Source organism: Streptococcus oralis (assembly GCF_016028255.1).
In the GTDB taxonomy this organism is placed as follows: Bacteria; Bacillota; Bacilli; order Lactobacillales; family Streptococcaceae; genus Streptococcus; species Streptococcus oralis_AC.
This window is the reverse complement of record NZ_CP065707.1, coordinates 1,938,640-1,951,273: the sequence shown is the minus strand read 5'-3', so window position 1 is coordinate 1,951,273 and position 12,634 is coordinate 1,938,640. Positions and strand designations below refer to the sequence as shown.

Sequence of the window (12,634 nt, the reverse complement as noted above, 5' to 3'; positions counted from 1 at the left end):
ATACCATGACACTTGCTAGAGACATTGCTAGCCATCTATTGAAAATTCAAGCGGTTTATCTCAAACCAGAAGAGCCTTTCACTTGGGCATCTGGTATCAAGTCACCTATCTATACGGATAATCGTGTGACCCTAGCTTACCCGGAAACTAGAACTTTGATTGAAAATGGTTTTGTGGATGCTATCAAAGCAGCCTTTCCAGAGGTTGAAGTCATCGCTGGTACAGCGACAGCAGGGATTCCTCACGGAGCTATCATCGCGGATAAGATGAATCTACCATTTGCCTATATCCGTAGTAAACCAAAAGACCATGGAGCCGGAAACCAAATCGAAGGCCGTGTAGCCCAGGGGCAAAAAATGGTAATTGTAGAAGACCTGATCTCAACTGGTGGTTCTGTTCTCGAAGCGGTAGCAGCTGCCAAGCGTGAAGGAGCAGATGTTCTCGGTGTAGTAGCCATTTTTAGCTATCAACTAGCAAAAGCAGATAAGAACTTTGCAAACGCAGGCGTGAAACTGGTGACTCTCTCAAACTACAGCGAGCTCATCCACCTAGCTCAGGAAGAAGGCTACATCACACCAGAGGGATTGGATCTCTTAAAACGATTCAAAGAAGACCAAGAAAATTGGCAAAATGCCTAAAATATTGAAAATCAGGTAGTCACTAGGATTACCTGATTTCTTTTTATTTTCGGAAAGTATTAGTCAACTTTTCCACCTTCAACCACTAGATCATCTGCCTTAGCAGCATCACCGTAAGTTGGGTGAAGTGTTTTTTCATAGGCCTTGTGGAAGAAGTTTTCTTTGCCTAATTTTTCAATATCTTTATTGATGAAGTCAAGCAATTCTTGGTTTCCTTTTTGAACTGCTGGCGCAATGGTGTCTGGATCACCGAGGGAAGTAATTCCTACTTCGTACCCTTTATTTTCAAGAGCCCAAGCTAGGACTTCAGTATTGTCAGTAGAGAAGGCATCTCCACGTCCGTCAAGAAGAGCCTGATAAGCATCACTGTATTGGTCGTATTTTTGAAGTTTGACTTCTGGGTGATTTTTCTCAAAGTAGGTTTCAGCAGTGGTTCCTTTTGTGACAATCAAGGTCTTACCTTCCAGCTCTTTAACATCTTTAATGATCTTATCTTTAGGTGAAACAACACCCAGTGAAACCTTCATGTATGGAAGCGCAAAGTCAACTTGTTTCTTACGTTCGTCGGTAACTGTGAAGTTGGCAAGTGTGATATCCACCTTGTTTGAAATCAAATATTCAGCACGGTTGGCAGCATCAACGGAAACGTATTTGACTTTAACACCTAAGTCTTGAGCTAATTGGTTACCCAATTCAATATCGTAGCCTTGGTAGGAACCGTCGTTGTCAACATAACCGAATGGTTTTTTGTCTCCAAATACGGCGATTCGTAACTCACCGCTTTTTTTGATTTCGTCAATAGTGCGGGCTTTGGCAGTTGCTTTTCCTGATGAAGTATCAGAGCTTCCACCTGAGCTACAAGCTGTGACAAAGATAAGCGCAAATGCTAGAGCAAAAACAGTTAGAAGTGGTTTGAGTAGTTTCATAAAAATCTCCTTTATAGATATGAGCCGAACTGGCTAAAGTCAAATACGTTTAAAAATTCCTGTGCTCGTTTGGTTTGTGGATTGGTGAAGAAGTCTTGAGCCGTTCCTTCTTCAGCAATCTTCCCTTGGTCGAGAAAGATAATGCGGTCCGCAATGGCTTGGGCAAACTGCATCTCATGGGTTACCAGTATCATGGTGCGCCCTTCTTGAGCCAAGTCATTGATGAGTTCCAGAACTTCACGCACCATTTCTGGATCCAGCGAAGCCGTCACTTCGTCAAAGAGGATAATTTCTGGATGCATGAGCAGAGCACGGACAATGGCAACCCGTTGCTTTTGTCCACCAGATAATTGGCGAGCGAAACTGTGTTTTTTATCAAGCAGTCCGACACGTTCGAGTAATTGCAGGGCTTCTTCAGTCACCTCTTTCTTGTCCCGTCCTTGTGCCTTGATAGGACCTAGGATGAGGTTTTGCAGGACGTCCAGATGGGGAAAGAGTTCATAACTTTGAAAGACCATGCCAATCTTTTGACGAACCAAGTGAAAGTTTTTCTGGTTTCCAATAATGGATTGGCCATCCAGAAGAATATCTCCACCCTGAATGGTTTCTAAGCCATTGAGACAGCGAAGTAGGGTACTTTTCCCGCAACCAGATGGTCCTAGAATGACGACAACTTCCCCCTTTTTGATATCCATGGAAAGTCCTTGGAGGATGGGATTATCTCCGAAGGATTTTTTTAGATCCTTGATTTCTAATATAGTATCAGACATTTAGTTCCTCCAGTGTTTTTCTAAGTGAGTAGATAGTTTGGAAATAGGAAAGCAAACTGCGAAATACAAGACCAGGATGGTCCCATAAATCCAAAAGGAAGAGGTTGGGATGGTCAAGCGATTGCTATCGATGATTTGTTGTCCAACCTTGGTAACTTCCACAACCCCAATCAAGACAACTAAGGAAGTCGTTTTGATCATCCGAGTGACGAGGTTGATAGCTTGTGGCAGCAGTCTTCTCAAGACCTGTGGAATGATAATGTGATAGTAAAGTTGCAAGTTAGTTAAGCCCAGTGCCTGTCCACTTTCAAACTGATGTTTAGGGAGGGAAGTGATGGCTCCACGTACCAAGTCCCCCATCTCAGCTGTTCCCCAGAGTGTAAAAACGATAACGGCAGAAGTCTCTCCAGAAATGTTGATATTAAAATTTCGAGCCAAACCAAAGTAAACAATGAAGAGCAGAACCAGTTGAGGCATGATACGGATAAATTCTAGATAAAAACGTGTTAAAAAACGAACGACTCTAGAATGGGAGGTCATGATGATTCCCATAACCGTACCGAAAATCATGGATAAGAGGACAGAGAGGATGGAAATCCCAATCGTGACTCCCAATCCTTGTAAAATCCGCAAGAGATTATTTCCCTGAAAGAGTACTTGTATTCCCGAATCCTGCATGGCGGAGCCTCCTTTCTATCCAGCTAAAGACTAGCGAGATGGGTAGCAGCATGATGAGATAAGCAACTACCAACATGGCCAGTGCAATGTCTGTCTCATAATAGAGTCCAATCAAGTCCTTGGCGACGTACATGAGATCGGCTAAGGCTACTGCAGAGAAAACTGAGGTTTCCTTAATCAAGAAAATCACGTTGGCACTGAAGGACGGCAGAGCCACTGCGGTAGCTTGTGGCAAGACTACGTAGCGAAAAACCTGAACGGGTGTCAGACCGATAGCTAAGCCAATCTCATGCTGGGTTTGACTAACTGCTTCTAGTCCGCTTCGGAAGGATTCCGCCATATAGGAGCCTCCTAAAAAGATGAGGCCAAGAGTTGCACAGACTTCTGAAGAAAGAACAATTCCTATTCGGGGAAGCCCGAAATAGAGAAAGAAGAGCTGAATCAAAAGGGGCGTGTTTCGTGACAATTCGATGTAGGCTGTTGCTAACTGTGAAAAGATAGGAACGCGATAATGCCGAATGACACTAACGATTAGACCAACAAGAAAAGAACCCAAAATTCCCCAAACTGCGATATGCAGGGTCAGAAAAAAAGCCTTTTGATATAGTGGTAGATATTGTTCAACAATGGACCAATCCAAAATAGAACCTCCCGTCTAGGAATGATATAGCTATTGTAGCACTAAAGGGCATGTTTGGATAATATGAATTTTTTATCACAATGATAGAAAATATTTATCATGTCTGTGATTTGAAATTTCCAGACAAAATTTTTGAAAGGATTCTGAAAAAGAGGTAAGATAGTTTATGCAAGAAAAAGTAAACGCTTACTTAATAAGGAGGACACTTTATGTCATATAAAACAAGCAATGCAGAAGGACCTGTAGATTTTATTAACACTTATGATTTAGAGCCAATGGCGCAACAAGTCATTCCTAAAGCTGCCTTTGGTTATATCGCTAGTGGAGCAGAGGATACTTTCACTTTACGCGAGAACATCCGTGCCTTTAACCACAAACTCATCGTTCCACATACGCTTTGCAATGTTGAAAATCCAAGTACAGAGATTGAATTTGCAGGTGAAAAATTATCTTCACCAATTATTATGGCGCCTGTTGCAGCTCATAAATTAGCAAATGAGCAGGGGGAAGTAGCTACTGCGCGTGGTGTGCATGAATTTGGTTCTCTCTATACAACTAGTTCCTACTCTACTGTTGACCTTCCAGAAATTACGGAAGCTCTTCAAGGGACACCTCATTGGTTCCAATTTTACTTTAGTAAGGATGACGGCATTAACCGTCATATCATGGACCGTGTGAAGGCTGAAGGCTACAAAGCGATTGTCTTGACGGCAGATGCAACTGTAGGGGGCAATCGTGAGGTCGATAAGCGCAATGGTTTTGTCTTCCCAGTTGGTATGCCGATTGTTGAGGAATACCTGCCAGAAGGTGCTGGAAAATCAATGGACTTTGTTTACAAATCAGCCAAACAACGCTTGTCTCCACGCGATGTCGAATTTATCGCTGAATACTCAGGTCTTCCTGTTTATGTCAAGGGGCCACAATGCCGTGAAGACGTTGAACGTTCGCTTGCCGCAGGTGCTTCTGGTATCTGGGTAACCAACCACGGTGGCCGCCAAATCGACGGTGGGCCAGCGGCCTTTGACTCGCTTCAAGAAGTCGCTGAAGCAGTTGATAAACGTGTACCAATTGTCTTTGACTCTGGTGTTCGTCGTGGTCAGCACGTCTTTAAAGCTTTGGCTTCAGGAGCAGACTTGGTAGCTATTGGCCGCCCTGTGATCTATGGTTTGGCTCTTGGTGGTAGTGTTGGTGTGCGTCAAGTCTTTGAGCACTTGAATGCAGAATTGAAGACAGTCATGCAATTATCTGGAACTCAGACTATTGAGGATGTCAAACACTTCAAACTCCGTCACAACCCATACAACCCAACCTTCCCAGTCGACCCTCGTGACTTAAAGTTGTATTGATAAAGAAGACGGCCTCCACCTGATGTGGAGGTTTTTCTTCGTGTATAGAAAGATTAAATCGTTTTCATAAGCTATATAAATATATTTTCCAGTCAAATATCTTGCTAGGGCTTTCAAATTCTGTTATACTGGTCCAGTAATTAAATAATAAAGACATTTGGGGTGCTTTAGGCTGAGATAATACCCATTGAACCTGATACAGTTAAGACTGGCGAAGGGAAATGTGAAAAGGTTTTTTTCGTATGTCGAAAAGAACTGTCTAATCTGGTAAGGTAAACTCTAATTCTCGTTTGTAATTGGAGTTTTTTTGTTTATCAAAAGAGGATAGGCTTGACGGAAAGCCTTTTGGTAGCTCTTCTTGAATGCCCCACTTTTCTTTAAAAAAGGAGTTTTTTATGTTGAAAAAATGGCAGTTAAAAGATGTTATCTTACTTGCTTTCTTGTCTATCTTTTTTGGTGGCGTTTTTGTGGGTTCAGGATATCTATTTGATATCCTCACCCTGATCTTGGCCCCTCTTGGTTTGCAGGCCTTTGCCAATGAAATCCTCTTTGGTCTCTGGTGTATGGCTGCGCCCATTGCGGCTATCTTTGTTCCAAGAGTCGGAAGCGCGACGATTGGAGAAGTGCTTGCTGCGCTTGCTGAAGTCCTTTATGGTAGCCAATTCGGTCTAGGTGCCCTTTTGTCTGGCTTGGTTCAAGGTTTGGGAAGTGAACTTGGTTTTCTTGTGACCAAGAATCGCTATGAAAGTTGGCTCTCTCTAACTGCCAATAGTATTGGGATTACGCTTGTTAGCTTTGTCTATGAATACATTAAGTTAGGTTACTATGCCTTTTCTCTTCCTTTTGTCCTTTCCTTGCTTGTGGTGCGTTTTATTTCCGTCTTTTTCTTCTGTACCATCTTGGTTCGTGCCATTGTCAAACTCTATCATCAGTTTGCAGCCGGAGGAAAGGCGTAGATGGGGCTGGAACTACGGGGGATTCAGTCCCCAATCTTTTCGGAGCCGATTAATTTTACTTTTCATGCGCAAGCTTTTACCTTGTTAGTTGGGAGCAGCGGTTCAGGAAAATCCAGTCTCTTTCAAATCATTGCTCAAGTCAGTTCTCTTCCCTATAGTGGTCAAGTCCTGATAGATGGAAGCCGAGTCAGTCAGCTTTCTACCGTTGAACGTGTTCAGACGGTTGGTATGCTCTTTCAAAATCCCAATCATCAATTTACCATGGAGAATTTGTTTGAGGAACTGATTTTTACCTTGGAGAATATCGGGCATCCCCTCCAAGAGATTGATGCTAAAATAGCAGAGGTGGTCTGGCAATGTCGCTGCAAGGCGATTTTACACCGTCCCATTCATCACTTATCAGGTGGGGAAAAGCAAAAAGCTGCTTTGGCTGTTCTCTTTGCCATGAATCCTAGGGTCTATCTCTTAGATGAACCCTTCGCTTCCATTGACCGAAAGAGTAGGATAGAGATCCTAGAGATTCTAAAGGAGTTGGTCTCTAATGGGAAGACAGTCATCCTGTGCGACCATGATTTAACGGATTATGGAGCCTACATTGACCATATGGTGGAGCTGAGAGAGGGACAACTAAGAGAAGTGTTTCAAATCCCTACCTCTGAGATGACACAGGTTGCTTCAAAGAAAGTTGCCTCTAGCCCAGAATTATTCCATATGGACCGTGTGACTTGTGAGCTGGGGAATCGCCCCCTCTTTTCGATTGCGGATTTCACATTTTACCAAGGGATTTCCTGTGTCCTGGGTGACAATGGTGTCGGGAAATCAACCCTCTTTCGCTCCATTCTCCAATTTCAAAAGTATAAGGGGCGCATTACTTGGAAGGGATTGGTTCTCAAAAAGAAAAAGAGTTTGTATCGTGACCTGACGGGTGTTGTTCAGGAGGCTGAGAAGCAGTTTATCCGAGTCAGTCTGCGAGAGGAACTGCAATTAGATGGTCCAGACTCCGAAAGAAATCAGCGGATTCTCCAAGCATTACAATTTTTTAATTTGGAGCAGGCACTCGATAAGAGTCCTTATCAATTAAGTGGCGGTCAGCAAAAGATTCTTCAGCTATTGACCATCTTGACTAGCAAGGCTTCTGTGATCTTGCTAGATGAACCTTTTGCAGGTTTGGATGATAGAGCTTGTCATTATTTTTGCCAGTGGATTTTGGAGGACAGAAATCAAGGGAGAAGTTTTTTGATCATTAGCCATCGTTTAGATCCCTTGATCTCTGTGGTTGATTATTGGATCGGGATGACTAGTGAGGGTCTCAGTCATGTGAAAGACATGACAATCAGCAAACCTCTCAGTTTTCTGAGTAGCAATGGTCAAGGGGAGGTGAGGTAGTATGATCAAAGTCGCAACCCAGACACCGATACTCAGTCTTTTCTTGCTAATTTTATCCTTGGAAACATCTTTCCTTCCTTCGATTGCTCTTAATCTTTCGGTAGTCGCATTTTGCATTCTCTTTATGCTCTACTACCGTCGATTTAAGATGTTGACTTGGATGCTTGTGCTCGCCATTTTACCATCTTTTGCCAATTACTGGGCAGTACAGTTACACGGGGATGCTTCGCAGGCAGTGATACTTGGGACGAGAGCTTTTGTGACGGTTTGTATCGGCCTTGTCTTTGTTTCCAGTATTTCCTTAAAAGAGCTTTTATTGTACTTGGCTCAAAAGGGGTTATCACGGTCTTGGGCCTATGCCTTGATTGTGGTATTCAATTCCTTTCCCCTCATTCAGCAAGAAATCAGGTCCCTCAAGGAAGCGTGCTTACTGCGTGGTCAAAAATTGCATTTTTGGTTTCCCTTGATTTACAGCAAGGTTCTGATGACGGTCTTTAGGTGGCGCCATCTCTACCTGAGAGCTCTATCTGCGCATGGATATGACGAGCATGCACAGTTGGAGAATAGTTATCGGACTTTTTATATTTCTCAGAGGACAAAATTGATCTACCTACTTTTCTTTTTATTGCTTCAAACCAGTCTATTTTTATAAAGGAGTTATTATGGAATTTACAGATATTGCGATGGAATTATCCAGGGAAGCTTGGCAGGCTTCCTTTAACCATCCCTTTGTTTTACAGTTACAAGAGGGAAATTTAGAACCTTCTATTTTCCGCTATTACCTGATTCAGGATGCCTACTATCTGAAGTCTTTTTCAGAAGCCTATCACCTCTTGGCTGATAAGACTTCAAACGAGGAGATGAAAAGACTCTTGAAACAAAATGCTCAGAGTCTAGTGGAGGGTGAGTTGTTTATCCGCCAACAATTTTTCAAGGAATTAGGAATCAGCGACCAGGAAATGGACGAACAACCAATTGCTCCAACCTGTTATCATTACATTTCTCATATTTATCGTCAATTTGCAGAGCCAAACTTGGGCATTGCTTTTGCTAGTTTGCTCCCATGTCCTTGGTTATACCATGATTTGGGCAAGGAACTTAATCGAAAACCATCCCCGAATCCTCTTTATCAACAGTGGATTGAAACCTATATCACCGATGAGTTAGAACAGCAGATTAAAGAGGAAGAAGCCCTAGTTAATCAGCTCTATCGCGAAAGTAACGAGACAGACAAACAAAAAATGCTAGAGGCCTTCCACCGAAGTGTCCACATGGAAGCTAAGTTTTGGGAGATGGCTTACCAACATCAAACCTGGACGAGTGATTTGCAGTCCTTAGAAAAAGAGAAGAAATAGAAAATGAGAAACCACCAACTACAAGTTCACAAATTAACCATTTTATCCATGATGATTGCCCTTGACGTAGTTCTTACACCCATTTTTCGAATTGAAGGAATGGCACCAATGTCTAGTGTAGTCAACATTCTTGCAGGGATCTTGATGGGACCTGTTTATGCTTTAGCTATGGCTACAGTCACAGCCTTTATCCGTATGACGACTCAAGGGATTCCACCTTTGGCTCTTACAGGAGCTACTTTTGGAGCCCTCCTTGCAGGTCTCTTTTATAAGTATGGTCGGAAATTTCACTATTCTGCCCTAGGAGAAATCTTGGGAACAGGGATTATCGGTTCTATTGTTTCCTATCCTGTCATGGTTCTCTTTACAGGATCTGCGGCCAAGCTCAGCTGGTTTATCTATACTCCGAGATTTTTCGGAGCGACCTTGATCGGTACAGCCATAGCTTTTCTTGCCTTTCGATTTTTAATCAAGCAGGAATTCTTTAAAAAAGTGCAGGGATATTTCTTTGGAGAAAGGATAGACTGATGCAGGCATTTACAAATCCTTTCCCTCTGGCAACCAGTTCCTTGATTCACTGTATCACCAATGAGATTTCTTGTGAGATGCTGGCAAATGGGATTTTAGCTCTGGGATGCAAACCTGTCATGGCAGATGATCCCCGTGAGGTTCTTGATTTTACCAAACAAAGCCAAGCTCTCTTCATCAATTTGGGGCATTTGTCAGCTGAGAAGGAGAAAGCAATCCGTATGGCAGCTTCTTATGCAAATCAAGCTTCTCTCTCAATGGTAGTAGATGCGGTTGGTGTATCAGCGTCATCCATTCGTAAGGGACTAGTCAGAGATCTTTTAGAATACAAGCCCACGGTCCTTAAAGGAAATATGTCGGAAATCCGAAGTCTTGTTGGTTTAAAGCACCATGGAGTTGGGGTTGATGCGAGTTCTAAAGATCAAGAAACTGAGGATTTGCTTCAAGTCTTGAAAGACTGGTGTCAGCTTTATCCTGGTATGTCATTCTTAGTCACGGGTCCCAAGGACCTCATCGTTTCAGAAAATCAAGTTGCTGTATTGAGGAATGGCTGTGCAGAATTAGACTGGATAACAGGGACGGGAGACTTGGTTGGAGCCTTGACAGCTGTTTTTCTCAGCCAAGGAAAGACTGCCTTTGAAGCTTCTTGCCTAGCGGTTTCTTATCTCAATATTTCTGCCGAGAGAATTCTTGTTCAAGGAATGGGATTGGAAGATTTTCGTTACCAAGTTCTCAATCAACTCTCTCTCCTAAAAAGAGATGAAAACTGGCTAAAAGCAATCAAAGGAGACTTTTATGAATAGAGAAGCACTTAGACTGTATCTGGTAACCAATCGCTACCAAGATTCCTTGGAAAGCTTTCTTGAAAAAGTTGAGACGGCCTGCCGTTCAGGTGTTACCATCATCCAACTACGAGAAAAAAACCTCACCACCAATCAATACTATCAACTGGCAAAACAAGTCAAGGAAATAACAGATGCCTACCAAGTCCCCTTAATTATCGATGATCGGTTGGATATCTGTCTTGCAGTCGATGCTGCAGGTTTGCATATTGGCGACGATGAACTACCAGTTTCGGTTGCCCGCCAAGTCTTGGGTCCTGAAAAAATCCTCGGTGTTACTGCTAAAACAGTAAAAAGGGCTCTTGAGGCGGAAACATCGGGTGCGGATTACTTGGGAACAGGAGCCATTTTCCCGACTACGACCAAAGAAAATGCACCCATCACCCTGATTTCAACCTTGAAAACCATTTGCCAAACGGTCTCCATTCCAGTAGTTGCTATTGGAGGCTTGACGTCAGAGAATATTGACCAGCTTGCTGCAACTGGTATAGCTGGTGTAGCTGTCGTCAGGGATCTGATGCAAGCAGAAGATATAGAGGCAAAAACGCAAGCCTTTTTAACAAAGCTGGATGACATTATTTCCTAATCAAAAACTCTCTAATTCCCTTAAAGCGGGAACTAGAGAGTTTTTCTTAATCTTTAAAACTTGTATGGTTGACTGGACCAGAACCATGACCGAGTTGAGGAGCGTCTTGGATGGCTTTTGTGATAAAGGCCTTGGCCTTATCCACTGCCTGATAAAGACTTCTGCCCTTGGCAAGTTCAGCCGTAATCACAGCAGCAAAGGTACATCCAGTACCATGGGTATGACAGGTTTGAATTCGAGGACTTTCCCAGACAAATTGCTCCTCCTTGGTAAAGAGGAAATCCTTGGCACCGCCTTCGAGATGACCACCTTTGATTACCACAGACTGAGGACCAAATTCTTTTAAAATCAGGCGACCGGCACGTTGCATGTCTTCTGGATTATGAATTGAGAAACCAACAATTTCTTCTGCCTCAGGAAGATTGGGTGTAATAATAGTCGCAAGGGGAAGCAGGTTTGTTTTTAGGTAGCTTCTCGCACTAGTATCTATCAGGGTATCACCGCTTGTTGCGACCATAACAGGGTCCAGCACGTAGGGGCAGTCCAGTTTTTTAAGATAGGGTTGGATAATCTCCATGATTTCAGTAGTTGCTAACATACCAGTTTTTACAGCCTGGGGCTTGATATCCGAAAAGACACTCTCCAATTGAGCTTCCAACATTTGGTTGGAGACGTGCTCGATTAATTGAACGCCTCTGGTATTTTGAGCGACAAGGCTGGTCACAACGGCCATTCCATAAACATCTCTCGCTTGGAATGACTTTAAGTCAGCCATAATGCCAGCACCGCCACTAGGGTCAGTTCCAGCAATGGTCAGAGCAACGGGTAAATAAGTCATCTAAAACCTCCCAACCAACTGAAGTTTGTATTCTTAAGAACAAGTAAGTCTGTTTGAGGAAAGCAATAGAAGACTGGGTAGTCGACATTATCATTTCCACTTCCATCAGCTAGCATTACCTAGATTGAGTCAAAGGGATCTAACAGTCGTTAATCTCAGCTTTACGCACCCCTAGTGGTTGTTTTCTTTTTTCTACAGTATAGCATATTTTTATAGTTTATATAGTAAAATTTGACTGCAAATCTCTCGTTACATGATTAGAATTCTATTTTTCGAAAAAATAATAAAAATTATAGTTGACAAATGTAGATTTTCGGAGTATACTAATAACTGTAATCGACAAATGTAGATTTAGGAGGTGTGATTATGCAGATTTCAGATGCAGAATGGCAGGTTATGAAGATCATTTGGATGCAGGGCGAGCAGACCAGTAGCGATTTGATCAGGGTTTTAGCGGAACGGTTCGACTGGTCCAAGTCGACCATTCAAACTCTTTTGGCTCGTTTGGTTGAGAAAGAGTGTCTGACAAGGAAAAAAGAAGGCAAGTTCTTTGTCTATTCAGCCCTTTTAACTTTGGACCAAAGTCGGGATTTACTTGTCCAAGATATCAAGGACAAGGTTTGTTCTCGTAGGATTAAGAACTTGTTGGCTGATTTGATTGCTGAATGTGATTTTACTCAGGCTGACTTGGAAGATTTGGAAGCTGTGATTTCTAAGAAAAAAGCTAGCGCAGTTGCGGAAGTAAAATGTAATTGTATGTAAAGGAGACGTCATGTTAAATAGTATTGTAACCATTATTTGTATTGCCCTTATCGCGTTTATCTTGTTTTGGTTTTTCAAAAAGCCTGAAAAATCTGAACAAAAGGCCCAGCAAAAAAAGGGCTACCAAGAGATTCGAGTGGAAGTCAAAGGGGGCTATACGCCTGAGTTGATTATTCTTAAGAAATCAGTGCCAGCCCGTATCGTCTTTGACCGCAAGGACCCTTCACCCTGCCTAGATCAGATTGTTTTCCCAGATTTTGGAGTGCATGCGGACTTGCCTATGGGTGAAGAGTATGTAGTGGAAATCACACCTGAACAGGCTGGAGAGTATGGTTTCTCTTGTGGCATGAATATGATGCACGGTAAGATGATTGTAGAATAGG

The 12,634-nt window shown here is 42.7% G+C and carries 16 protein-coding genes and 2 riboswitches; of the genes, 11 read left to right on the top strand and 5 right to left on the bottom strand.

Annotated features, from left to right (window positions below):
- Positions 1 to 5 precede the first annotated feature (5 nt).
- Entirely contained in the window at positions 6 to 638 is a 633-nt protein-coding gene (gene pyrE / locus I6G42_RS09540) for an orotate phosphoribosyltransferase (RefSeq protein WP_000170978.1), read from the top strand.
- Positions 639 to 697: 59 nt separating this feature from the next.
- Here the strand turns inward: pyrE and I6G42_RS09535 are convergent, their stop codons facing one another.
- Genes I6G42_RS09535 through I6G42_RS09520 form a run of 4 tightly spaced genes read right to left on the bottom strand, consistent with a single transcriptional unit; the run spans position 698 to position 3,652 of the window.
- Entirely contained in the window at positions 698 to 1,564 is an 867-nt protein-coding gene (locus I6G42_RS09535; RefSeq protein WP_038804434.1) for a cysteine ABC transporter substrate-binding protein, read from the bottom strand.
- Positions 1,565 to 1,575: 11 nt separating this feature from the next.
- Entirely contained in the window at positions 1,576 to 2,334 is a 759-nt protein-coding gene (locus I6G42_RS09530) for an amino acid ABC transporter ATP-binding protein (protein ID WP_038804433.1), read from the bottom strand.
- On the bottom strand, positions 2,335 to 3,012 hold the full coding sequence (locus I6G42_RS09525) for an amino acid ABC transporter permease (protein WP_038804431.1): 678 nt from the start codon (positions 3,010 to 3,012) through the stop codon (positions 2,335 to 2,337).
- Entirely contained in the window at positions 2,972 to 3,652 is a 681-nt protein-coding gene (locus I6G42_RS09520; protein ID WP_038804428.1) for an amino acid ABC transporter permease, read from the bottom strand. The genes I6G42_RS09525 and I6G42_RS09520 overlap by 41 nt, the downstream gene beginning before the upstream one ends.
- Positions 3,653 to 3,861: 209 nt before the next feature.
- Between I6G42_RS09520 and lctO the strand changes: the two genes are divergently transcribed.
- The 8 genes from lctO (at position 3,862) to thiE (ending at position 10,651) form a co-directional block, all read left to right on the top strand.
- On the top strand, positions 3,862 to 4,998 hold the full coding sequence (gene lctO, locus I6G42_RS09515) for an L-lactate oxidase (RefSeq protein WP_038804426.1): 1,137 nt from the start codon (positions 3,862 to 3,864) through the stop codon (positions 4,996 to 4,998).
- 148 nt (positions 4,999 to 5,146) lie between these two features.
- A riboswitch (TPP riboswitch) is annotated at positions 5,147 to 5,235 on the top strand.
- 158 nt (positions 5,236 to 5,393) lie between these two features.
- Positions 5,394 to 5,954, top strand: a complete 561-nt coding sequence (locus I6G42_RS09510; protein WP_038804425.1) for an ECF transporter S component — start codon at positions 5,394 to 5,396, stop codon at positions 5,952 to 5,954.
- Entirely contained in the window at positions 5,955 to 7,340 is a 1,386-nt protein-coding gene (locus I6G42_RS09505) for an ATP-binding cassette domain-containing protein (RefSeq protein WP_038804424.1), read from the top strand.
- A gap of 1 nt (position 7,341) precedes the next feature.
- A complete protein-coding gene (locus I6G42_RS09500; RefSeq protein ID WP_038804423.1) occupies positions 7,342 to 7,992 on the top strand; it encodes an energy-coupling factor transporter transmembrane component T in 651 nt (216 codons plus the stop codon).
- Positions 7,993 to 8,002: 10 nt separating this feature from the next.
- Entirely contained in the window at positions 8,003 to 8,695 is a 693-nt protein-coding gene (tenA, locus tag I6G42_RS09495; protein ID WP_038804421.1) for a thiaminase II, read from the top strand.
- Positions 8,696 to 8,698: 3 nt separating this feature from the next.
- A complete protein-coding gene (gene thiW / locus I6G42_RS09490; RefSeq protein WP_038804420.1) occupies positions 8,699 to 9,223 on the top strand; it encodes an energy coupling factor transporter S component ThiW in 525 nt (174 codons plus the stop codon).
- A complete protein-coding gene (locus I6G42_RS09485; protein ID WP_038804419.1) occupies positions 9,223 to 10,026 on the top strand; it encodes a hydroxyethylthiazole kinase in 804 nt (267 codons plus the stop codon). The genes thiW and I6G42_RS09485 overlap by 1 nt, the downstream gene beginning before the upstream one ends.
- Positions 10,019 to 10,651: a thiamine phosphate synthase gene (gene thiE / locus I6G42_RS09480; protein WP_038804417.1), complete on the top strand. Its 633-nt coding sequence runs from the start codon at positions 10,019 to 10,021 to the stop codon at positions 10,649 to 10,651. The genes I6G42_RS09485 and thiE overlap by 8 nt, the downstream gene beginning before the upstream one ends.
- A gap of 46 nt (positions 10,652 to 10,697) precedes the next feature.
- Here the strand turns inward: thiE and thiD are convergent, their stop codons facing one another.
- Positions 10,698 to 11,489: a bifunctional hydroxymethylpyrimidine kinase/phosphomethylpyrimidine kinase gene (gene thiD, locus I6G42_RS09475; protein WP_000221727.1), complete on the bottom strand. Its 792-nt coding sequence runs from the start codon at positions 11,487 to 11,489 to the stop codon at positions 10,698 to 10,700.
- Between the two features lie 84 nt (positions 11,490 to 11,573).
- Positions 11,574 to 11,672, bottom strand: a riboswitch (TPP riboswitch).
- Between the two features lie 183 nt (positions 11,673 to 11,855).
- Between thiD and I6G42_RS09470 the strand changes: the two genes are divergently transcribed.
- Together I6G42_RS09470 and I6G42_RS09465 are read left to right on the top strand one after the other, a co-directional pair.
- Positions 11,856 to 12,251, top strand: a complete 396-nt coding sequence (locus I6G42_RS09470; protein WP_038804416.1) for a CopY/TcrY family copper transport repressor — start codon at positions 11,856 to 11,858, stop codon at positions 12,249 to 12,251.
- A gap of 10 nt (positions 12,252 to 12,261) precedes the next feature.
- The gene (locus I6G42_RS09465) at positions 12,262 to 12,633 is read left to right on the top strand and encodes a cupredoxin domain-containing protein (RefSeq protein WP_038804415.1); all 372 of its coding nucleotides are present in this window, start codon (positions 12,262 to 12,264) and stop codon (positions 12,631 to 12,633) included.
- Position 12,634: the final 1 nt, after the last annotated feature.